At 63.7% G+C, this 20,542-nt stretch carries 20 protein-coding genes and 1 rRNA gene; 9 read left to right on the top strand and 12 right to left on the bottom strand.

All coding sequences use genetic code 11. The features are described 5' to 3' along the window. Positions 1–47 precede the first annotated feature (47 nt). The 4 genes from HDG33_RS14480 to HDG33_RS14495 are packed head-to-tail and all read left to right on the top strand — an operon-like array spanning position 48 to position 3,347. Positions 48–1,244 (top strand): acyl-CoA dehydrogenase family protein, encoded by a 1,197-nt coding sequence (locus tag HDG33_RS14480; protein WP_184028658.1) that lies wholly within the window; start codon positions 48–50, stop codon positions 1,242–1,244. 10 nt (positions 1,245–1,254) lie between these two features. Next, positions 1,255–2,382 carry an acyl-CoA dehydrogenase family protein gene (locus HDG33_RS14485; RefSeq protein WP_184028661.1) on the top strand — a complete coding sequence of 376 codons (1,128 nt, stop codon included), beginning with the start codon at positions 1,255–1,257 and terminating at the stop codon, positions 2,380–2,382. A 33-nt stretch (positions 2,383–2,415) separates the two neighbouring features. Beyond that, a complete protein-coding gene (locus HDG33_RS14490; protein ID WP_090803790.1) occupies positions 2,416–2,874 on the top strand; it encodes a MaoC family dehydratase in 459 nt (152 codons plus the stop codon). Next, on the top strand, positions 2,871–3,347 hold the full coding sequence (locus tag HDG33_RS14495; RefSeq protein ID WP_184028664.1) for a MaoC family dehydratase: 477 nt from the start codon (positions 2,871–2,873) through the stop codon (positions 3,345–3,347). The genes HDG33_RS14490 and HDG33_RS14495 overlap by 4 nt, the downstream gene beginning before the upstream one ends. Positions 3,348–3,445: 98 nt before the next feature. Here the strand turns inward: HDG33_RS14495 and HDG33_RS14500 are convergent, their stop codons facing one another. From HDG33_RS14500 to HDG33_RS14525, 6 genes are all read right to left on the bottom strand, one after another. After that, positions 3,446–4,147, bottom strand: coding sequence for a glutathione binding-like protein (locus tag HDG33_RS14500; protein WP_184028667.1), 702 nt, complete (start codon positions 4,145–4,147; stop codon positions 3,446–3,448). Positions 4,148–4,274: 127 nt separating this feature from the next. Beyond that, on the bottom strand, positions 4,275–5,534 hold the full coding sequence (locus tag HDG33_RS14505; protein ID WP_184028672.1) for an acyl-CoA dehydrogenase family protein: 1,260 nt from the start codon (positions 5,532–5,534) through the stop codon (positions 4,275–4,277). 57 nt (positions 5,535–5,591) lie between these two features. Further along, positions 5,592–6,698, bottom strand: a complete 1,107-nt coding sequence (locus HDG33_RS14510; RefSeq protein WP_184028690.1) for a phosphotransferase — start codon at positions 6,696–6,698, stop codon at positions 5,592–5,594. Positions 6,699–6,718: 20 nt separating this feature from the next. Next, complete coding sequence (locus HDG33_RS14515) at positions 6,719–7,435, bottom strand: histidine phosphatase family protein (protein WP_184028699.1); 717 nt, start codon at positions 7,433–7,435, stop codon at positions 6,719–6,721. Between the two features lie 21 nt (positions 7,436–7,456). Beyond that, positions 7,457–8,245, bottom strand: a complete 789-nt coding sequence (locus HDG33_RS14520; protein ID WP_184028710.1) for an oxepin-CoA hydrolase, alternative type — start codon at positions 8,243–8,245, stop codon at positions 7,457–7,459. Further along, a complete protein-coding gene (locus HDG33_RS14525) occupies positions 8,242–9,798 on the bottom strand; it encodes a 3-hydroxyacyl-CoA dehydrogenase (RefSeq protein ID WP_221311409.1) in 1,557 nt (518 codons plus the stop codon). The genes HDG33_RS14520 and HDG33_RS14525 overlap by 4 nt, the downstream gene beginning before the upstream one ends. A gap of 127 nt (positions 9,799–9,925) precedes the next feature. Here HDG33_RS14525 and HDG33_RS14530 point away from each other — a divergent pair, with 127 nt between their 5' ends. Further along, positions 9,926–10,573 (top strand): glutathione S-transferase family protein, encoded by a 648-nt coding sequence (locus tag HDG33_RS14530; RefSeq protein WP_184028713.1) that lies wholly within the window; start codon positions 9,926–9,928, stop codon positions 10,571–10,573. A gap of 109 nt (positions 10,574–10,682) precedes the next feature. Here HDG33_RS14530 and HDG33_RS14535 read toward each other — a convergent pair whose 3' ends face one another. Continuing rightward, positions 10,683–11,855: a pyridoxal phosphate-dependent aminotransferase gene (locus HDG33_RS14535; RefSeq protein WP_184028717.1), complete on the bottom strand. Its 1,173-nt coding sequence runs from the start codon at positions 11,853–11,855 to the stop codon at positions 10,683–10,685. A 186-nt stretch (positions 11,856–12,041) separates the two neighbouring features. Next, positions 12,042–12,548 carry a putative toxin-antitoxin system toxin component, PIN family gene (locus HDG33_RS14540; RefSeq protein WP_184028720.1) on the bottom strand — a complete coding sequence of 169 codons (507 nt, stop codon included), beginning with the start codon at positions 12,546–12,548 and terminating at the stop codon, positions 12,042–12,044. Positions 12,549–12,605: 57 nt separating this feature from the next. Between HDG33_RS14540 and yaaA the strand changes: the two genes are divergently transcribed. After that, the gene (gene yaaA, locus HDG33_RS14545; protein ID WP_090803807.1) at positions 12,606–13,388 is read left to right on the top strand and encodes a peroxide stress protein YaaA; all 783 of its coding nucleotides are present in this window, start codon (positions 12,606–12,608) and stop codon (positions 13,386–13,388) included. A 51-nt stretch (positions 13,389–13,439) separates the two neighbouring features. After that, positions 13,440–14,606, top strand: coding sequence for a carboxypeptidase family protein (locus HDG33_RS14550; RefSeq protein ID WP_184028723.1), 1,167 nt, complete (start codon positions 13,440–13,442; stop codon positions 14,604–14,606). A 112-nt stretch (positions 14,607–14,718) separates the two neighbouring features. Here the strand turns inward: HDG33_RS14550 and HDG33_RS14555 are convergent, their stop codons facing one another. The 4 genes from HDG33_RS14555 to HDG33_RS14570 all read right to left on the bottom strand — a co-directional run bounded on the left by HDG33_RS14555 (position 14,719) and on the right by HDG33_RS14570 (position 18,615). Next, positions 14,719–15,336, bottom strand: coding sequence for a BspC domain-containing protein (locus tag HDG33_RS14555; protein WP_184028725.1), 618 nt, complete (start codon positions 15,334–15,336; stop codon positions 14,719–14,721). A 174-nt stretch (positions 15,337–15,510) separates the two neighbouring features. Further along, positions 15,511–16,185, bottom strand: a complete 675-nt coding sequence (locus HDG33_RS14560) for an energy-coupling factor ABC transporter permease (protein WP_184028785.1) — start codon at positions 16,183–16,185, stop codon at positions 15,511–15,513. 120 nt (positions 16,186–16,305) lie between these two features. Further along, on the bottom strand, positions 16,306–17,187 hold the full coding sequence (locus HDG33_RS14565) for a response regulator transcription factor (RefSeq protein WP_090803814.1): 882 nt from the start codon (positions 17,185–17,187) through the stop codon (positions 16,306–16,308). A gap of 213 nt (positions 17,188–17,400) precedes the next feature. Next, a complete protein-coding gene (locus tag HDG33_RS14570) occupies positions 17,401–18,615 on the bottom strand; it encodes a DUF2863 family protein (protein ID WP_184028728.1) in 1,215 nt (404 codons plus the stop codon). 272 nt (positions 18,616–18,887) lie between these two features. Between HDG33_RS14570 and HDG33_RS14575 the strand changes: the two genes are divergently transcribed. Together HDG33_RS14575 and HDG33_RS14580 are read left to right on the top strand one after the other, a co-directional pair. Beyond that, positions 18,888–20,003: an AI-2E family transporter gene (locus tag HDG33_RS14575; protein ID WP_184028731.1), complete on the top strand. Its 1,116-nt coding sequence runs from the start codon at positions 18,888–18,890 to the stop codon at positions 20,001–20,003. Positions 20,004–20,472: 469 nt separating this feature from the next. Continuing rightward, positions 20,473–20,542, top strand: a 16S ribosomal RNA gene (locus HDG33_RS14580); the annotation flags it as partial.

Consider the following 20,542-nt stretch of genomic DNA (forward strand, 5'->3'; position numbering starts at 1 on the left):
GCGGTGGCTCCAGGCGGCCGGGTGGCGGCGGCCAGGAGACACTACGCATGAATCTGGACTATTCCCCCGCTGAAGACGCGTTCCGCGCCGACATCCGCGCCTGGCTCGAAGGGAATCTGCCTCGCGAGCTGAGCGACAAGGTTCTCAATCACAAACGGCTTTCCCGCGAAGACTTCGCAAGCTGGCACAGGCTGCTCGGCACGCGAGGTTGGTCGGCAGTCGCGTGGCCGCGCGAATACGGCGGCCCCGGCTGGGACGCGACGCAACGACATATCTGGGAAGAAGAGTGCGCGCGTATCGGCGCACCTTCCGTGCTGCCTTTCGGTGTGTCGATGGTTGCGCCGGTGCTGATGAAGTACGGTAACGAGGCGCAGAAGCGCCACTATCTGCCGCGTATTCTCGACGGCACGGACTGGTGGTGTCAGGGCTACTCGGAACCGGGATCGGGCTCCGACCTTGCGTCGCTGCGCACCCGCGCGGAGCGCGTCGGTGATCATTACGTGGTCAACGGCCAGAAGACCTGGACCACGCTCGGCCAGCACGCCGACATGATGTTCTGCCTCGTGCGCACCGATAGCGGCGCCAAAAAGCAGGAGGGCATCTCGTTCCTGCTGATCGATATGAAAACCCCGGGCATCACGGTGCGGCCCATCATCACGCTCGACGAAGATCACGAAGTCAACGAGGTGTTCTTCGAAAACGTCAAAGTGCCGGTCGAGAATCTCGTCGGCGAAGAAAATCGCGGCTGGACGTACGCGAAATATCTGCTCGGCCACGAGCGTACCGGCATTGCGCGAGTTGGAGCGTCGAAGCGTGAGCTGGCGTTTCTGAAGCGTGTCGCGCTGAATCAGAAAAAGAACGGCAAGCCGCTGCTGCACGATCCGGTGTTTGCGGCGAAGGTAGCGAGTCTCGAAATCGAGTTGATGGCGCTGGAAGTCACCGTGCAACGGGTGGTAGCCAACGAGGCGGGCGGTCGCGGCCCGGGCCCGGAAGCGTCGATGCTGAAGATCAAGGGCACGGAAGTGCAACAGGGGCTCACCGAGCTGATGTTCGAAGCAATCGGCCCGCTGGCCGCGCCGTTCGACGTGCCGTTCCTCGAAGGCGAACGCGAGCACAGTCTTGCCGGCGACGACGATGCCGCGCCGCTTGCCGCGTACTACTTCAACTTCCGCAAGACGTCGATTTACGGCGGCTCGAACGAAATTCAAAAGAACATCATCGCGCAGATGATTCTCGGACTTTGAGGAGCGGCGCATGGACTTCACTTTCAACGACGAACAACAGCAATTTGCCGATGCGCTGCGCCGCTATCTCGACAGGAGCTACGGCTTCGAAGCGCGCCAGCAGATCGTGCGCTCGGAGGCGGGCGTATCGGCTGTGCACTGGGCCGCGTTCACCGAACTGGGGCTGACCGCGTTGCCGGTGCCCGAAACGCAGGGCGGCTTCAACGGTGGTCCGATCGACATGCTCGTGGTCATGCAGGAGCTCGGCCGCGCGCTCGTCGTCGAGCCGTTTTGGGCGACCGCGGTCGGCATCGAAGCGCTGCGCCTTGCCGGCACCGGCGACGGCGAAGATGCCGCGCTGCTCGAACGGGCGGCCCAGGGCGAAGCCAGGCTGGCCGTGGCGTTTCACGAGCCGCATGCGCGCTACGATCTGTTCGACGTCGCGACGACCGCGAGCGGGCAGGGTGCGCAGCACACGCTGAGCGGCACCAAATCGGTCGTGCTGCACGGCGCGCAGGCGGACCACTGGATCGTGCCGGCGCGCCTCGATGGCGAGATCGCACTCTTTGTCGTCGCGCGTGACGCGGCCGGCGTCACGCTCACCGAGTACCGCACGATCGACGGTCAACGCGCCGCGACGCTCGAATTCAATGGCACGCCCGCGCGCCGGCTCGCCGGCGAACACGCGGGGGCGGCAACCCTCGAGCAGATCGCCGACTACGGCACGCTGCTGCTGTGCGCGGAAGCGCTCGGCGCGCTCGACGCGCTCAATCACGCCACCGTCGAGTACACCAAAACGCGCCAGCAGTTCGGCCAGCCGATCGCGCGTTTCCAGGCGTTGCAGCATCGCATGGTCGAGATGCTGATCCACGCGGAGCAGGCGCGCTCGATCACGTATCTGGCCGCGATGCGCTACGCGAGTGAAGACGCGAACGAGCGCCGTCGAGCGATCTCCGCGGCAAAAGTTCGGGTCGGCCAGGCCGCGCGTTTCGTTGGTCAACAGGCGGTGCAGTTGCACGGCGGCATGGGTGTCACGAACGAAGTGGCGGCCGCGCATCTGTTCAAGCGCCTCGCGATCATCGAGACCACGCTTGGCGACGTCGATCATCATCTCGCGCGGTTTGCCACGCTGCCCGGATTTGCGGTCGCCGAAGACTGATCGGGCCGTTCCACCGGACAAAGGAGGTGCACGATGAAAATCAGTTTCGAAGACATGGAAGTGGGCTCGAGCCGCGAAATCGGCAAGCACATGTTCACGCGCGAGGAGATTGTCGAGTTCGCGCAGAAGTTCGATCCGCAGCCGTTTCATCTCGACGAAGCCGCCGCGGCCGAATCGCCGTTCCGCGGCCTCGTCGCGAGTGGTTGGCACACCTGCTCGGTAATGATGGGCATGCTCGTGCGCAAGGTACTGGCGGATTCGACATCGATGGGTTCGCCCGGAATCGACGAGATCCGCTGGCTCAAGCCGGTACGAGTCGGCGACACGATCACGATGATGAACGTCATCGTCGACAAGCGCGTGTCGCAGAGCAAGCCGGATCGCGGCATCGTGTCGACACGCTGGGAGGGCATCAATCAGCACGGCGAAACGGTGATCACCGTGCGCTCGAACGGCATGTTCGGCCTGCGCAATCCGGGAGCGGCGGCATGACGGCGAGCGCGGCGACGCTAGTCGCTTTCGACAATGCGGGTGCTTTGCGCGCGCTCATTGGCGCCGAGCCGCTCGTCAGCGAATGGCTGAGCGTCGATCAGGAGAGGGTCGACCGTTTCGCCGAGGCAACCGGCGATCATCAGTGGATTCACATCGATCCCGAGCGGGCCAAACGCGAATCGCCGTTTGGCGGCCCGGTCGCGCATGGGTTTTTGACGCTGTCGCTGATTCCGGCTTTGCTCGGCAAAACGGTGAAGATCGAGCAGCGCATGGGTGTCAACTATGGCTTGAACCGCGTGCGTTTCGTGTCGCCGGTACTCGTGGGGTCGTCGCTGCGCGGGAAGTTCGCCGTCGAGTCGGTGACCGACGTCGACAACAGCGGCGTGCAACTCGCGTGGAACGTGACGCTGGAGTGTCAGGGCAGCGAACGACCGGTGTGCGTCGCGGAGTTCATCACGCGGCATTACTTCTAGCGTTTTCCCTTCGCAGACGAAATGAAAAAGCGCGAGCCGGCAGGCATGCCGCTCGCGCTTTCTGTTTGTGTCGAGCCGCGTCAGCGAGACGGCCGAAACTAGTGTTTCGCGTACTGCGTCGCGCCAAACAGGACCTCTTTCGCCTTGTCGTCCATCAGCGGAGCGCGCGCCGACGCCAGCACCTCGACGCCGCGCACCACCGCCGGCCGCGCAGCGATCTCTTCATGCCAGCGCTTCACGTTCGGCAAGGTATCGAGCTCGATGCCCTGATTTTTCCACGAACGGGTCCACGGAAACGCGGCGATGTCCGCGATCGTATAGTCGTTGCCCGCGAGGTACCGCGTCTTGCCGAGTTGCGTGTCCATCACGCCGTACAGACGTCGCGCCTCATTGGTGTAGCGATTGACCGCGTACTCGATCTGCTCGGGTGCATACACGCGGAAGTGATGCGTTTGCCCCAGCATCGGACCGAGGCCGCCCATCTGGAACATCAGCCATTGCAGTGCCGCGTAGCGCGCGGCCGGATCGCTCGGTAGAAACTTGCCGGCTTTCTCGGCCAGATAAATCAGGATCGCGCCCGATTCGAATAGCGCGAAAGGTCGGCCGTCGGCGCCTTTCGGACCTTCGGAATCGACGATCGCGGGAATCTTGTTGTTGGGACTGATGGCGAGAAATTCCGGCTTGAACTGGTCGCCGGCACCGATGTTCACGGCATGCACGTTGTAGGGTAGGCCCGTTTCCTCGAGCATGATATGAATCTTGTGGCCGTTCGGGGTCGCCCAGCTATAGACGTCGATCATCCTGGCTCCTTTGTTCGTCGAAGCGGCGCCGCAAAGAGGGCGCCGCCGTTGCCGAAAATTAGAGCATAGATCGCGCGACGCTGCTTGCCGCGGGCTCAGTCCCCACGCTCACACCGAGCCGAAGCGCTCAAACGCGTGTGACCGGCATCTCAACGCGAGCCGCCGCGCCCGCATCCATATGGCGCGCAAGTTCGAGCTTGGCGATCGCGTTGCGATGCACTTCGTCGGGGCCGTCGGCGAAACGCAGCGTGCGCGCCGACGCATAGGCATACGCGAGCGGAAAATCGTCGCTGACGCCGCCGCCGCCATGAGCCTGAATCGCCCAGTCGATCACCTGACACGCCATGTTCGGCGCGACCACCTTGATCATCGCGATCTCGCCGCGCGCGCCCTTGTTGCCGACGGTATCCATCATGTACGCGGTCTTCAGCGTGAGCAGACGCGCCTGCTCGATCATGCAGCGCGCCTCGGCAAGACGCTCCTGCGTGACCCCTTGCGACGCCACCGGCTTGCCGAACGCGACACGCTGCAGCGAGCGCTTCGCCATCAATTCGAGCGCGCGTTCGGCGAGACCGATCAGGCGCATGCAGTGGTGGATGCGTCCCGGGCCGAGACGGCCTTGCGCGATCTCGAAGCCGCGGCCTTCGCCGAGGAGCATGCTGGTAGCGGGCACGCGCACGTTGTCGAGTGTGATCTCCATGTGGCCGTGCGGCGCGTCGTCGTAACCGAACACCGTGAGCGGGCGATGCACGGTGATGCCGGTGGCGTCGGCGGGCACGAGGATCATCGACTGCTGCTGATGGCGCGGCGCGCCGGGATCGGTCTTGCCCATCACGATATAGACCTTGCAGCGCGGATCGCCCGCGCCCGACGACCACCACTTGTGACCGTTGATCATGTAGTGGTCGCCCTCGCGCACGATGCTGGTCTGGATGTTCGTCGCATCCGACGACGCGACCTCTGGCTCCGTCATCAGAAACGCCGAACGGATCTGCCCTTGCAGCAGCGGTTCGAGCCACTCGCGCTTGTTCTCTTCGCTGCCGTAGCGCTCGATCGTCTCCATGTTGCCGGTGTCCGGCGCGTTGCAGTTGAACACTTCCGGCGCCCACGGCACGCGGCCCATGATCTCGCACAGCGGCGCGTATTCGAGATTCGTCAGGCCCGCGCCGCGCTCCGATTGCGGCAGGAACAGATTCCACAGACCGGCCTCGCGCGCCTTCTGCTTGAGTTGCTCGACCAGTTCGGTCGGCACCCATGCGTTGCCGTTCTGGCGGTTGCGCGCGATCTCCGCATAGAACGCCTGTTCGTTCGGGTAAATGTGCTCGTCGAAAAAGGCGAGCAGTTTTTCGCGCAACGCCTGGACCTTCGGGGTGTAATCGAAATTCATCTTGGACCTCGCGGGTAACGGACTGCGAATGATGGGGAGCAGGGCGCGCCCTTGTGTCTAGAGAACCTTCTGCGCATAGTGCCAGGCGAGTTCGGCCATCGGCTTCGCGCGCCGGCCGGCGTCGAGCGCCTGCGCGTTCGATGCGGTACCGTCGACGACGCGCTTCATGATCCCTTGCAGGATCGCTGCGATGCGGAACATGTTGTAGGCCAGATAGAAATTCCAGTCGCCACGAATCTCGAAGCCGGTGCGTTGGCAATAGCGCTCGACGTACCGCCCTTCATCGGGAATGCCGAGCGCGGCCCAATCGAGTCCCGCGATGCCGCGGAACTGCGTGGGGTCGACATGCCACGCCATGCAGTGGTAAGCAAGGTCGGCGAGCGGATCGCCGAGCGTCGACAGTTCCCAGTCGAGCACCGCGAGCACGCGCGGCTCGTTGCGATCGAAAATCAGGTTGTCGAGCCGGTAGTCGCCATGCACGACCGACACGCGCTCGTTCGTTTCGGCCGGCATATGCTGCGGCAGCCATTCGATCAGCCGGTGCATCGCGTCGATCGGCTCGGTCTCGGACGCCAGATACTGCTTGCTCCAGCGGCCGATCTGGCGCGCGAAGTAATTGCCTGGCTTACCGTAGTCGGCGAGGCCGGCGGTGGCGGCGTCGACACTGTGCAACGCCGCGATCACGCGATTCATTTCGTCGTAGATCGCCGCGCGCTCGGTGGGCGTCATGCCGGGCAGCGATTGATCCCACAGCACGCGACCTTCCACGAACTCCATCACGTAGAACGCGCGACCGATCACGCTTTCGTCCTCGCACAGCGCGAGCATGTGTGCGACCGGCACGTCGGTGTCGGCGAGCGCGTGCATCACGCGATATTCGCGTTCGATCGCATGGGCGGACGGCAGCAGCTTCGCCGCGGGTCCGGGCTTCGCGCGCATCACGTACGCGCGCGACGGCGTGATCAGCTTGAACGTGGGATTGGATTGTCCGCCCGCGAATTGCTCGAGCGTGAGCGGCCCCTCGAATCCGTCGACATGTCCGGCCAGCCACGCGGCGAGCGCGTCGTTGTCGAAGCGTTGCCGCTCGTTGACCGGGCGGGTGCCCTCGAAAGCCGAGTAGTCCTGTCTGCGTGCGGGTTCGCCGGTCTGCGTGGCTTGCGCCATGTGTCTCCTCCAGTTCGGTGTCAGCTACGCTGGTATCGGATGAACTGTGCGTAGAGCATTTCCATCGTGGTGTTGCGAACGTCGCGATGCAACGGCGACGGCGGTGAATAGTTGAGCATGCGCAGCACCCAGTCGCGCGGCGCGGCGCCGACGTCGAGCGCATTGATGCAGCCGGTCGCCTGCGCCAGATGACCGAAGAACGTGCGGCCGCCGGCCGTCAGCGCGTGCGACAGGATCGCGCGATTGACGCCGCCGTGCAGCACCAGCAACGCGGTGTCCCACGACGTGTCTTCGCGCAGCGCCGTGACGGCCGGCAGCACGCGATCGAACAGCTCGCCGATCGTTTCGCCGTCGAGAAAGCGCATGCTCTCCGGCACGATGCCGTCGAACACGCCGAGAAACGCGGCCTCGATATCGCTCGGCGGAATGCCGCCGAGCCGTCCGCCGCGAATTTCTCGCCACGCGGGCTCGATTTCGGGCTCGATCTGCTGACCCGTTTCGGCAAGCACGCACCGCGCGGTTTCTATCGTGCGGGGCAAGCCGCTGACGATCACGCGGTCGAAGCGCATCTGCTGCCCGGCGAACACACGGCCCGCCGCGCTCGCCTGCTCGCGGCCGTTCGCGTTCAGCGGCACGGTTTCAGGATCGATCGCGCGGCCGGAGTCGTCGAAGTAGGTGACGTCGCCGTGACGCATCAGGAAGATGCGGCGCCGTTTCGGCAGTTGGTAGTCGGGCATGTCGGGCGGCTCTCTCGTCGTTCATTTGTAGACGGGTGCGCGTTTTTCGAGGAACGCGGTGATGCCTTCGAGACCGTCGCGATGATGCAGCGACGCGACGAAGTTATCTCGCTCGGCGACCAGATGATCCGCGAGCGGCTGCGTACCGGCCGCGGCGATCAGCCCCTTGATGCGCGCGACCGAATTGGGCGAAATCGCGCCGAGCTCGTCGGCCCAGGCGAGCGCGTTATCGAGCGCGGTGCCGGCTTTGGCGAGCCGGTTGACGACGCCGAGTTCGTGCAGACGCGCGGCGCCGATCGGCTTGGCTTCGATCAGTACCTCGGTGGCCAGCTGGCGCGGCAGCGCCTCGGCGAGAAGCCACGAGCCGCCGCCGTCGGGCGTCAGGCCGACGCGTGCGTAGGACATCGCGAATTTGGCGTTGTCCGCGGCGACGATCAGATCGCAGGCGAGCGCGAGCGAAAATCCGGCGCCGGCCGCCGCGCCTTCCACCGCGGCAATGACCGGCTTCGACGATAGCCGCAGTGCCGAAATCCATTGAGCGAGCATGTCGATGCTATCGGCTTGCACGGAGGGATCTTTCGCGCGATTTTCGAGCAGGCGGTTCAGGTTGCCGCCTGCGCAAAAGAAGTTATCGGCGCCGGTGATCACGACGGCGCGAATCGACGGATCGCGCTCGACGGTATCGAATGCCTCGATGCCCGCGGCGTACATGTCCGGATGCAGCGCGTTGCGCGCACCGGGGTTCGACAGCGTGAGGACCAGTGTGGATTCGCTGCTGGCCGGGCGTGAAGCGAGCAGGGCGGCGCTCATGATTGGGTCTCCGTTGGGATGTCGGCGGCGTCGCGCTGTGTGAGCGGGAGGCCGAGTTGCGCGCGTCTTGCGAGCCACGGCGACGGACGATAGCGCGGTTCGCCGAGCACGCTGTGCATGTTGCGCAGGATCGTGAGAATGGTGTTGGCGCCGAGCGCGTCGCCGAGCGCGAGCGGTCCGCGCGGATAGCCGAGGCCGAGCGTGACGGCGAGGTCGATGTCCTCCGGCGTCGCGATCTGCTTCTGCGCGATGTCGCAGCCGATGTTGACGATCGTCGCGACCACCCGCTGCGCGACGAAGCCGGTCGAATCGCGGATGACGGTGACGGGGATGCCGTCGGCGGCGAACAGCGCATGCGCGCTATCGCGCGCGGCGCGTGTCGTGGCCGGCGTGGTCATCAGCGTGCGGCGTTGCGCGCCGACGAGCGGGAACAGTGCGTCGACGGCGACGACGCGGCTCGCGTCGAGCGCTTCGTCGACCGCGGCCGTGGTCGCGTCGTGGCCGAACGGCGTGACGACGATCAGCGAACCGGCGGCGGGCGTCGCGCCTTCGTCGAGCTTTACGCCCGCTTTGCCGACCAGTTGCACGACTGCCTCATACGCGTCGCGGTAGCGTTGGCTGACCCACACGCTTTGCGGCAGCGTGGTCGGCGCGGGCGCTTCGGCGGGAACCTGCTGCTTGCCGTCCACGTAGCGATAGAAACCTTCGCCGCTCTTGCGGCCGAGCAGTCCGCCCGATAGCCGCGTGCCCGTGATCGGCGACGGCGTGTAACGCGGTTCTTCGTAGAACTGGTGATAGATCGATTCCATCACCGGATGCGACACGTCGAGGGCGGTCAGGTCCAGCAGCTCGAACGGCCCGAGCCGAAAGCCGGCCTGCTCGCGCATGATGCGGTCGATGTCCGCAAAGCTCGCGACGCCTTCGCCCGCCACGCGCAAGCCCTCGGTATTCATGCCGCGGCCCGCGTGATTGACGATGAAGCCCGGCATGTCCTTCGCGCGCACCGGCGTGTGGCCCATGCGGCGCGCGAGATCCATCAGCGCGTCGCCGGCTTCGGGGTCGCTGCGCAGGCCGTCGATCACTTCGACGACCTTCATCAGTGGCACCGGATTGAAGAAGTGATAGCCGACCACGCGCGACGGAACGGTGCAGCCCGCGGCTATCGCGGTGATCGACAGCGACGACGTATTCGACGCGAGGATGCAGCGGCCACTGACCACGGTTTCGAGCTCGCGAAACAGCGCCTGCTTCACCTCGAGCTTTTCGACGATCGCCTCGATGACGAGATCGCAGCCGACCAGTTCGCTGATCGCCTGCACGCCGCTCACGTTGGCGAGCGCGGCGAGCGAGCGCGACTGCTCCAGCTTGCCTTTGGCCGTCAATTTGGCGAAAGTCTCCGCGAGATAGTCGCGCGCGGCGCCGATGGCGGCCGCGTTGGTGTCGTAGAGCCGCACGCGCAGACCAGCGAGCGCCGCGATCTGCGCGATACCGCGGCCCATCGCGCCGGTGCCGACGATGCCGATGGTCTCGATGCTGAAATTGCGAGAGTTCATTGTGATGCCCGACTCCATGGTTATTTTAGAATAGCACGATCGTTCAATTTCGTGGATGATTCGATGGAAAGCCGCTGCTTCAACCTCGACGCGCGGTCTCACACACCATGACACAAGGAGACACCCGATGATCAAGCTGTGTGGTTTTGCGCTGTCCAACTATTACAACAAGGTCAAGTTCGTGCTGCTCGAACATGGCATCGAGTTCGAGGAGCAGTTCGTGAAACCGAGTCAGGAAGAAGCGCTGCTCGAGCATTCGCCGCTCGGCAAGGTGCCATATCTGCAGACCGAGCACGGCGACCTCTGCGAGTCGCAGTGCATCGTCGAATATCTGGCGGCGCGTTTTCCCGACAAGCGGATCTTCTCCGCCGACCCGTGGCAGGCCGCCAAGGAACGCGAAATGATCTTTTTCGTCGATGTACATCTCGAGCTGACGGTGCGCAATCTGTACAAGGAAGCGTTTTTCGGCGGCACGGTCAGCGACGCGACGAAAGGGCGCGTCGAGAAGCTGCTCACGCATCACATCGCCGGTTTCAAACGGATCGCGAAGTTCTCGCCGTATCTGTGCGGCGAGCAATTCAGCGTGGCGGATACCGCCGGCTACGTGAGCCTGCCGCTCGTCGGTATGGCGACACAGACCATTTACGGCCGCGATTTTCTGCTCGAGGCGGGGATCGACTGGAAGCGCTACGTCAAGACCATCAACGCGCGGCCGGCGGCGCAGCGCGTGACGGAGGATCGCAAGGCCTGTGTCGCGGCGTCGCGCGCGTCCTGACGGAATGACCGCCGTGTTGTGACGCGCGCATGGGTGTGCAGCGCACAGCCATGCCGCGCAGCGCGATGACAAGGAACGTGGGTTCGTTCGTGACATCGCGCGGAGCATCCTAGAGCCGCGCGAGCCGTTCGAGCGCTGTAGCGAGCGTGCCTTCCTGCTTGGCGAAGCAGAAGCGCACCACGCCCGACTCGTGCGCCTCGTGATAGAACGCCGAGACCGGAATCGCCGCGACGCCGATTTCGCCGGTCAGCCATTGCGCGAATTCGGCTTCGGGCAGGTCGCTGATCGCCGAATAGTCGACGCATTGAAAATACGTGCCCGTGCACGGCAGCAGCCTGAAGCGCGAATTCGCAAGGCCCGCGTGGAAGAAATCGCGCTTGCGTTGATAGAACGCCGGTAGCTCCACGTACGGCGCCGGGTCCTTCATGTAATCGGCGAGGCCGATCTGCATCGGTGTGTTGACGGTGAACACGTTGAACTGGTGCACCTTGCGGAACTCGGCGCTCAGCGCGGCGGGCGCGACCACATAGCCGACTTTCCAGCCCGTCACGTGGTAGGTCTTGCCGAAGCTCGACACGACGAAGCTGCGCTGCGCGAGTTCCGGATAACGCGCGACGCTTTCATGCGGCGCGCCGTCGTAGACCATGTGCTCGTACACCTCGTCGGACAGGATCAGCACGTTGGTGCCGCGCACGATCTCCTCGAGCTTGCGCATGTCCTGTTCGCGCCACACGGTTCCGGTCGGATTGTGCGGCGTGTTGATCATGATGAGTCGCGTCTTCGGCGTGATCGCGGCGGCGAGCTTGTCGAACGGGATGGCGTAGTCGGGTGCGTCGAGCGTGACGAAAACCGGCTTGCCGCCCGCGAGTTCGATCGACGGCAGATAGCTGTCGTAGGTCGGTTCGATCACGATCACTTCGTCGCCGGGATAGACAGAGCAAAGAATCGCGGTCAGCAACGCCTGTGTGGCGCCCGCGGTCACGGTGATTTCGCTATTGGCGTCGTAGTGGCGGCCGTACAGATTCGCGATCTTGTCCGAAATCGCCTGACGCAGCGGCAGCACACCGGCCATCGGCGGATACTGGTTGTGACCCTCGCGCATCGCGTTCGCGACCGCGTCGACGATGCGCGGATCGCAGGCGAAGTCGGGAAAGCCCTGACCCAGATTCACCGCGCCTTTTTCCGCGGCGAGCGCGCTCATCACGGTGAAAATCGTCGTGCCGACGTTCGGCAGGCGAGACGGAAACGTGGGGCTCGTGGGCGTGTCGTGCGGTGCGTTCATGGCGTCGTGGGTAGCAGGGCGATAAGGTGGGCCGGTTCTCGAACTGTCGTTGCGAAGGGCGAAAACTGATTGTAGGGAATCGCGACATGCTGTGCGCGCCGCGGGTGTCACGTTGATCGTCAGAAGCCGCCTGACGATGAACCTTCAACATGCGCTCGGCTCAACGCGCCACACGGACGGTCGGATTCACGCGTTGACGGGCTCGCCCCCAGCATTCTGCGCGATGCCGATTGCCGCGACGAACGGTGCCGGTTGCGCGATCCTGAAGCCGAAGTCGCGCGCGATCCGTTTCGCGAGCTTCAGCACCGCACGGTCTTTCGACACGAGCCAGTCGGCCTGCGCCGCATGCGCAAGCTCGAGAAACTTCTGATCGTCGCGATCCTTGCATTGGGGCAGCGGCCGCGCGTCGGCGGCGGACTCGGTCGGCTCACACGGCTCGACCAGTTGCGCCAGCCGCGCGACGAGCGCGAGCGCAGCGGCTTTGTCGACATTGCGGTGCGCGAACTGCGGATAGTCGAGCACGTAGGCGAGCTCGGCGAGGCAGCGCGCGTCGATCAGCGCGGCGAGCGCGCCGCTTTCGAGCGCGGCGGCGATCGGCCGCGTGTGAGGGTCGTCGAATACGAGTATGTCGATCCAGACATTGGAATCGAGTACGACGCGCAACGCGCCGCTTGAGGCGAGGGAACCGGGCATTCGTTACAATCGGGCTTTCGTCTTTGACCGCCAGGCACGGCGTGCCTGCAAGCCTCTATGATAATCGTTCTGTCGCCGGCGAAATCGCTCGACTACGACACCCCGCCGCACGTCAAAAAGCACACGATCCCCGATTTCGTCGATGACGCCGCCGAACTGATCAGCGGCCTGCGCCGTTTGTCGCCGCAACAGATCGCTTCGCTGATGAGCATTTCCGATCAGCTCGCGCACCTCAATTTTCAGCGTTACGCGGACTGGTCGCCGCAATTCGGCATGCACAACGCCAAGCAGGCGGTGCTCGCTTTCAACGGCGACGTGTACGAAGGTTTCGATGCGAAGACGTTGTCGTCGGCCGATCTCGACTATGCGCAGAATCACGTGCGGGTGCTGTCGGGCCTCTACGGCCTGCTGCGTCCGCTCGATCTGCTGCAGCCGTACCGGCTCGAAATGGGTACGCGTTTCGTCAACCCGCGCGGCAAGGATCTGTACGCGTTCTGGGGCGAGCGGATCACGCACGCGTTGAACGCGCAGTTGAAGAAGAATGCGGCCACCTCGCGCGTGCTGGTCAATTGCGCATCGGGCGAATACTTCAAGTCGGTCAAGCCGAAGCTGCTCGACGCGCCGGTCGTCACGCCGGTGTTCGAAGACTGGAAGGGCGGCCGCTACAAGATCATCAGCTTCCATGCAAAACGCGCGCGCGGCTTGATGGCGCGCTTCGCGGTGGAAAATCGCCTCGATCGTCCCGAGCAGTTGAAGGACTTCGAGACCGAAGGCTACGCGTTCAGTGCCGAAGCCTCGAACGACTCCACTTTCGTATTTCGCCGCCGCGTTGCGGAATAAGCGTGCCGCTGCGCTAAAAAGGCAGCGTGAATTCAGGTAGGGAAGACTCCGATGACGTTATCGATTACGAGCAATTTCGACGCAGGCGCAGTTGATGTGCTGTCCTGCGAGGACGCCGGCAATATTCGCCTGCGCGTACGGCCCGACAGCCACGCCGAGTTTGCGCAGTGGTTCTATTTCCGCCTGACGGGCGCGGCGGGCGAGCGCTGCGTGATGACCTTCGAGAACGCAGCCGCGTGCGCGTTCGCGGAGGGCTGGCGCGACTATCGGGCGGTCGCGAGCTACGACCGCGTGAACTGGTTTCGCGTGCCGACGTCGTACGACGGCCGCGTGCTGACGATCGACCATACGCCCGATTTCGACAGCATCTACTACGCGTACTTCGAACCGTACAGCGAGGAGCGTCATGCCGAGTTTCTCGGCGCCGTGCAGCAGATGCCGCACGCGTCGCTGACCGAACTCGGCAAGACGGTCGAAGGCCGGCCGATTTCGCTGCTCACGCTCGGCACGCCGCCCGCCAACGATGCCGCCAACGCCGCGCCCAAAAAGAACATCTGGCTGATTGCCCGGCAGCATCCGGGCGAGACGATGGCCGAATGGTTCATCGAGGGGTTCGTGAAGCGCCTCGTCGGTTGGGGCGATTGGGCGGGCGACCCGGTCGCGCGCAAGCTCTACGATCGTGCGGTGTTTCACATCGTGGCGAACATGAATCCGGACGGCAGCGTGCGCGGCAATCTGCGCACCAACGCGGCCGGCGCGAACCTGAATCGCGAATGGATGGAGCCGGATGCCGCGCGCAGTCCCGAGGTGCTGGTGGTGCGCGACGCGATTCATGCGATAGGCTGCGACCTGTTCTTCGATATTCATGGCGACGAGGCATTGCCGTATGTGTTCGTCGCGGGCTCCGAAATGTTGCCGGGCTTCACCGAGCGGCAGGGCCGCGAGCAGACGGCGTTCATCGAGGCGTTCAAGCACGCGAGTCCGGATTTTCAGGACAAGTATGGCTATGCGGCGAGCAAGTATCGCGAGGATGCGTTGAAGCTCGCGTCGAAGTACATCGGCAACGAATTCGGCTGCCTGTCGTTGACGTTGGAAATGCCGTTCAAGGACAACGCAAATCTGCCCGACGAGCGGGTCGGCTGGAACGGCGAGCGCAGCGCATCGCTTGGCGCCTCAATGTTGCAAGCGATCCTGCGACACGTGGAGACGTTCGCCTGAAGAAAGCGGACGGATGGACACAAAAAGCGAGGCGCGCACTGCAAAAGTGCGTGCCTCGTTTTTTATTGGGGCGACTGATCGGACGGTGGCGCGGCTCGATCAGCGCCAGATGTCATTGGCTCTTCTTCTTCGAGCTCTTGTTTGCCGATTTGCTCGACGTCGTGCGCGACGAATGGCCCGAGCCTGTCTTCGACGACTTCTTCGACGTCTTGCCGCCGACCGCGTGCTTGCCTTTGCCGCCTTTGTGCTGGCCCGATCCCGCGCTATGCGCGCGGTTTGGCGGTACCGGATCGTTCCAGCTGAACGCGAGCATCTGCGAGCCGACGTAGCCGCAGCGGAATTTCAGATCGGCCGGCTCGCCCGAGTTGTCCTGGCGCACGCCGACGCCCTCGACGGTGACGATGCTGTCCACCTTGACGCGCTGCTTGCCTTCGTCGAACGAGTCGTTCCATGGCGTAACCGACGAGTGCGCACTGTCGAACGAACTGGACGGGAATTCGACGTGGTCGAAAGCGGTCGAGGTGCTCGCGACGAAGTCGCCATGCGCGGCGCAGTCCGCGACGAGCGGATCCGCGTGCATTTCGGTGATAAATCTTTTGACGAGGTCGTTGTGCTGTTCGAGCTGATCAGCGAATGCGGGAGCCGCGCAGATGAGCGAGAGACTCGCTGCGCAGGCTGCCAACCGGCCGATCACCCGCAGCAACCGGCTCGGTACATTGGTGCGATCCATCTAGTTCTTTAGACGCAAATGGGAGATGAGGCAAATAAGATGCCGCGCGCAAGGGTTGAGTTCAATGTTGCTGCAAATATTCTGCCTTGTCCTGATGGGGGCGCCCGGAAAGTCTCCAGTGATGAGGCGCTGATTATCACAGATGCGCCGCACGCGACGTCAAAGCGCGCATTCTCAGGTGCGCGGGCCGCCCAGACGATAGCGCCGCACGTCGTAGGTGGTCACCCATGCGGGACGGTAGACCGCGATCAGCGCGGTCGCCATGCCAGTGAACCATGCTTCGCCGGTGGCGAGCAGCAGCACGCTGAGCGCGTAGCCGATCGGCACCACGGTCATCGAACCGCCGGACACGACGATATGGATGCCGAGCGCTGCCGCGGCCGTCAACGACACGGCAATGGCGGGCGAAACGAAGCCCTGGCCGAAGATGAACATGAAAAGATTGCGCGGTAGCCACGCGGTGCAGATGCGCTGGAGCAAGGTCGAGATCGCGACGGGCAGGGCTCCGTACACGAGGAACGTCAGCGCGATGCCCTGCCACGGCGCATCGAAGACGACGGCGGCCAGCCCCGCGACCACCGCCATCGCGATCAGGGCGAGCCCCCAGTCGAACAGTGTGACGACGAGCGTGGCGCCGAGCAGGTGCATCACGGTGCCGTCGTCGAGCCAGGCGTTGCTCGACCACAGCACCGACACCGCGACGATTATCGCGAGCCAGACATGCTGGAGCGTGCCGTCCTGAAGTCTTTTGAAAGGTTTTTTCCACAGCGCGAGCGCGATCACCATCGCAGTGGCAATCCAGCCACCGACAGCGACCCAAAACGGAAGCGGTGTGTAGAGGAAACCCATGTGTCTCATATTACTCGTTGGACGACAAAAGGTGTGAGCGGATTCCATGCCAGCCCACCCTCGACGCTGCGCGCATGCGGGCGTTCCAACCCATGCGCGCGACGTGCCCCGCGCCCCGCGTCATGCGGAACCCGGGCCGACCGACTTCCGCGCGGGCCGGCCGGGTGGGGCCTCACCGTACGACGTGGCGGGCTCCGCGGCCATCGGTAGCGCGCTGCTGGTGTCGCTGCCCGGCAACGGATACTGGAAGCGCGCACGTGTGCGGCGCCGGAGCGGAACTGGGCCAGGCTGCCCGCGTATGACCGGCCGCGCGCTGTGCTCGCCGTTGTTGCGCAGCACTTGCAAATGATTCGTGAGCCATCCGTTGTAAAGCGCGACCGCGGCGGCGCGATTGGGCGCACCAAGTTGCTGGAATATGCTCGTCAGGTGGATCTTGACCGTACCTTCGCTAATGCCGAGCGTGCGCGCGATCATCTTGTTGGTGCTGCCCATGTGCACGCAGCGCATGATCTGCTCCTGCCGCGGTGACAGCCCGCCCGAGAGCTTGTTGCGGCGGGGCGGCGGACTTTCTTCGTCGAACGTACGGATCGCGGTGTCGGTCGGCAGCGGCGGATCGATCGCCAGCGCGCCGGGCGGCACGTAGTGACCGCCGAGCAGCACCATTTCCAATGCGCGCACGATCAGGCAGGGATCGGTGTCGCGTGGAACAACGCCGAGCACACCTTCGTCCATCAGCGCGCGCACGAGCGCGGGCAAAGTCCCGTCGGTGAGCACGCTGATGCGCAGGTCCGGAAAGTGGCTGAGCAACGCACGCACCTGCGCAACCGACATCCAGTCCTCCCAGTCGATCACGACGAGATCAGGCCGATAACGCTTGAACGGACGTTCGAGCAGACGCCATTCATCGGCTTCTGTAAAGCGTGCCAGCCGGTCGATCTGCCGCAGCAAGGCTTTGAGTCCATCACGTCGTTCTGCGTTTGAATTGAGAATCGCGAAGCGCATGCATGTCTCCAGATGTATCGGGCGAAATGGCGCGACGCATCTGTGGGACTCGTGGAGCTGACTCGATCACGGCGATGCGTCACCGTGCCTATGATGACAAATTCCCTTCGTTTTGACGGCTGTCCAAAAGGCATAAGAAATGCGGACAATCAACAAAAAAGCCCCGTATATACGGGGCTTTTTTGCGATAAGGCGGGGATGTCGACTTCGGTGTCAATGGAAATGGGGTTGCGCGGGCTCGGCGTCTTCGGGCATTTCCGCGTGGACGATTTCGCCGAGCGGGTCCGCATACAGCGGCACGCCGCAGTCGTCGCAATATTCCGGCTCGAAGCGGCCCGCGTGGCGGCGCACATCCGTGATGCCGGTTTCCTTGAGCAGCGCGACGATTTCCTCGAGCGGTTCGTCCGAGCCGGTGATTTCCTCCGGCTCCTCGTCGATGCCCGCCTCGCCGTTTTCGCGGCCGTAGAGTGGCCACACGACACCGTAGATCACGTCGTTGCTGCCCTTGCGCGTGAAGCCGACGCGGTACTCGTCGATGCGCCGTTCGCCGAAGCCGGCGACCACCGCGCGCAGATCCTGCGGCGCCGCGCCAATAGTGTCGAAAAGATAACGCACGGCGGTACGCACGGTGTGCGGACGCACACTTTCATCGGCGTCGCGGCACGCCGAGTAGTACGCATCCGGCAGCAGACATTCGAATTCGCAGCCCGGCAGCACGACCGACAGATTCGCGCCGCCTTGGGTGGCCCATTGTTCGAGACATTGGCCGCGCTCGATGCGAGTGCCGTGCTCTTCTTCCTGCCAGCGGAACGTCGCGTCGCCGACGGGCGCGGCGACTACGGCGAGCAGAAAGCGCGGGTCCGCCAGAATCGGCGAGGTCTCCGGCAGTTCGCCGAAATTGAGCTTCGCGTTGCCGCCGCTGACCGCGGCTTGCGCAAGTTGCTGGGCGATGCGCCACGTTTCGACGTGATGGCGCGGCAACTGGTCGATGCTGAACAGGAACGGAGCCATTGCCACGCGCGTGTTGGCGGCGAGCACGTGCGCTTGCAGGTGGGCGCGCAGGGCGTCGGCGGCGTCGGACTTGAGCGGGCCGGACGGAATCACGTAGCGGGTCCAGGCGAGCACAGGCGCGGCGATCAGCAGCGCTTCATAAGACACGCCTTCATGTTCGATCACGAACGATTCGCTGTGCGTTTCCGCCATGTCGGCCAGCGCGCCGTAGGCATCCGGATGGTTTTGCTGCAGATGGTCGAGCGCGGCGTCCAGCGTAGTCTGGTTGGCGTTGCGCACGACTTTGGCCAGCAGCGCGTCGAGCTTCGCTTCCCAGAAGCGATCTTCGGTACGGCTGCCCGACGCGAAAAGCGCGAGCGAGAGACCGACGAGCTTGTCGGCGTCGGGAGGGAGACGTTTGGTGATTCGCGAGCGCATAAATCCAGAAAAATTGGGGGCACGGAACCTTATATTCTAGTCTTTTCCAGGCAGCAATATGGATTGGCCAGCAATCTCCGGGCAATTTGGGCGCTTTCATCTCAAAAAATGCGATCGCCACCGGCACAGTCGCAAGCGACTCGCAACACGCTGGCGGGATGGTATAAGACACCCCGGACGCCCAACTCGCTTCTATACTGACGGCGTTCAGCGGGCGCCTGACGGGCGTGTGTCATGTCATTGCCACGGTCTGGCGCAATAGGAGATTCATCGTGAAATCTGACCAACTGATCGAGCGACTTGCCGCGGTATTCGCATTGATTGTGCTCGTGGGTGGGTCGTTGCTGGTGCTGGCGCCATTTACGACCGCGCTGCTGTGGGGCGCCATCCTCAGCTACAGTTCCTGGGGACTCTACCGGCGACTCACTGGCGTGGTCGGCGGGCGGCGCAAGCTGGCCGCGACCTTGATCGTGCTGATTATTCTGGTCGTGGTGCTCGGGCCGTTCGTCTATGCGGGTTTCGCGTTCGGCGCGCATGTTCACGACATCGTTGCGCTGGTGCAAAGACTTTTCGAGTCGGGGTTGCCCGATCTGCCGCAGTGGGTGCAGCGGATCCCGCTGGTTGGTTCGAGCATCGGGGCCTTTTGGGAGCGCTTGACCAGCAGCAATTCCGAGTTGATCGCGCAATTGCGCACGCTCGCCGCGCCGGCTGGGAAGTGGATTCTGGCGGCGGCGCTTGCGGTGACGCATGGGCTGGGGCTGCTGGCGTTGAGCATCGTGCTCGCGTTCTTCTTTTATACCGGTGGCGAGGGGGCGGCCGCCTGGCTGAACGCCGGAATGCGTCGAGTAGCCGGTGAGCGCGCCGAGTATCTGCTGGCGCTGGCGGGCAGCACGGTGAAGGGGGTGGTCTACGGGATTCTGGGTACGGCCCTCGTACAGGCGGTTCTCGCGGGATTCGGTTTCTGGATGGCGGGCGTACCGGCGCCGGCGTTGCTCGGGCTCGTGACGTTTTTTCTGTCGGTGGTGCCGGGCGGTCCGGTCATTGTCTGGTTGCCGGCAGCGATCTGGCTGTATCAGGGCGGGTCGACTGGATGGGCGATTTTTGTGGTCATATGGGGCCTGCTGGTAGTCGGCATGGCCGACAACGTCATCAAGCCGATCCTGATTGGCAAAAACAGTGACATGCCGTTGATTCTGGTGATGCTCGGCATCCTCGGCGGCGCGTTTGCGTTTGGTTTTCTTGGTGTTTTCATCGGCCCGACGTTGCTGGCGGTCGCTTATACCGTGCTGCATGATTGGACGATCGGCGCATCCGCCGCCCAGACGCTGGCGCCCGAAGTGAAAACCCCATCGATAGACGATCCGGGCCGTATGGGAAAGATCCCCTAAGGAAAACCCCAGGATTTCGCTTGCAAGTTCTGGCTGCGGCGACTAGAATTCCGCTCTTTCGCGCTCCGGGCGCCGGGGTGCGGAGAAGCGGGAAGCCTTTGATGGCGTGGGCTTCAGCGGCGTGGGCAGGTTAAGCGAGTGATAAAAACCTGTTGACGATCCGACGGAAGTTCTCCATAATCTCGTTTCTCTGCTGCAGACGCAGCGACGCAAACGAAGCAGTGCCGGGTAGTGGTGGTTCAGGCGCGGCGGGTTTGGCGGACCGATCTTTAAAAACTAACAGTCGATAAGTGTGGGCGCTTGATGCGGAATGCGGCGGCGGATTCTCCGGAGTCTGCTGTCAGGCAGAAGTATCAGAAGCCTCACACAGTATTAGAGGAAGGTTTGTCTGTCGAGAGACGGATCAATCATCGTCAGTACGTTGAGTGAGCGACCGGGTTCGGAAGAGCCCGAAAACAGTAACAGGTTTGAACTGAAGAGTTTGATCCTGGCTCAGATTGAACGCTGGCGGCATGCCTTACACATGCAAGTCGAACGGC

It is taken from the genome of Paraburkholderia sp. Cpub6 (assembly GCF_014201065.1).
Classification (GTDB): Bacteria; Pseudomonadota; Gammaproteobacteria; order Burkholderiales; family Burkholderiaceae; genus Paraburkholderia; species Paraburkholderia tuberum.

Bases quoted from the DNA above. Each gene is read 5' to 3' on its own strand.
- HDG33_RS14480 (WP_184028658.1), top strand. From the start codon at position 48: ATGAATCTGGACTATTCCCCCGCTGAAGACGCGTTCCGCGCCGACATC.
- HDG33_RS14485 (WP_184028661.1), top strand. From the start codon at position 1,255: ATGGACTTCACTTTCAACGACGAACAACAGCAATTTGCCGATGCGCTG.
- HDG33_RS14490 (WP_090803790.1), top strand. From the start codon at position 2,416: ATGAAAATCAGTTTCGAAGACATGGAAGTGGGCTCGAGCCGCGAAATC.
- HDG33_RS14495 (WP_184028664.1), top strand. From the start codon at position 2,871: ATGACGGCGAGCGCGGCGACGCTAGTCGCTTTCGACAATGCGGGTGCT.
- HDG33_RS14500 (WP_184028667.1), bottom strand. From the start codon at position 4,147: ATGATCGACGTCTATAGCTGGGCGACCCCGAACGGCCACAAGATTCAT.
- HDG33_RS14505 (WP_184028672.1), bottom strand. From the start codon at position 5,534: ATGAATTTCGATTACACCCCGAAGGTCCAGGCGTTGCGCGAAAAACTG.
- HDG33_RS14510 (WP_184028690.1), bottom strand. From the start codon at position 6,698: ATGGCGCAAGCCACGCAGACCGGCGAACCCGCACGCAGACAGGACTAC.
- HDG33_RS14515 (WP_184028699.1), bottom strand. From the start codon at position 7,435: ATGCCCGACTACCAACTGCCGAAACGGCGCCGCATCTTCCTGATGCGT.
- HDG33_RS14520 (WP_184028710.1), bottom strand. From the start codon at position 8,245: ATGAGCGCCGCCCTGCTCGCTTCACGCCCGGCCAGCAGCGAATCCACA.
- HDG33_RS14525 (WP_221311409.1), bottom strand. From the start codon at position 9,798: ATGAACTCTCGCAATTTCAGCATCGAGACCATCGGCATCGTCGGCACC.
- HDG33_RS14530 (WP_184028713.1), top strand. From the start codon at position 9,926: ATGATCAAGCTGTGTGGTTTTGCGCTGTCCAACTATTACAACAAGGTC.
- HDG33_RS14535 (WP_184028717.1), bottom strand. From the start codon at position 11,855: ATGAACGCACCGCACGACACGCCCACGAGCCCCACGTTTCCGTCTCGC.
- HDG33_RS14540 (WP_184028720.1), bottom strand. From the start codon at position 12,548: ATGCCCGGTTCCCTCGCCTCAAGCGGCGCGTTGCGCGTCGTACTCGAT.
- yaaA (WP_090803807.1), top strand. From the start codon at position 12,606: ATGATAATCGTTCTGTCGCCGGCGAAATCGCTCGACTACGACACCCCG.
- HDG33_RS14550 (WP_184028723.1), top strand. From the start codon at position 13,440: ATGACGTTATCGATTACGAGCAATTTCGACGCAGGCGCAGTTGATGTG.
- HDG33_RS14555 (WP_184028725.1), bottom strand. From the start codon at position 15,336: ATGGATCGCACCAATGTACCGAGCCGGTTGCTGCGGGTGATCGGCCGG.
- HDG33_RS14560 (WP_184028785.1), bottom strand. From the start codon at position 16,185: ATGGGTTTCCTCTACACACCGCTTCCGTTTTGGGTCGCTGTCGGTGGC.
- HDG33_RS14565 (WP_090803814.1), bottom strand. From the start codon at position 17,187: ATGCGCTTCGCGATTCTCAATTCAAACGCAGAACGACGTGATGGACTC.
- HDG33_RS14570 (WP_184028728.1), bottom strand. From the start codon at position 18,615: ATGCGCTCGCGAATCACCAAACGTCTCCCTCCCGACGCCGACAAGCTC.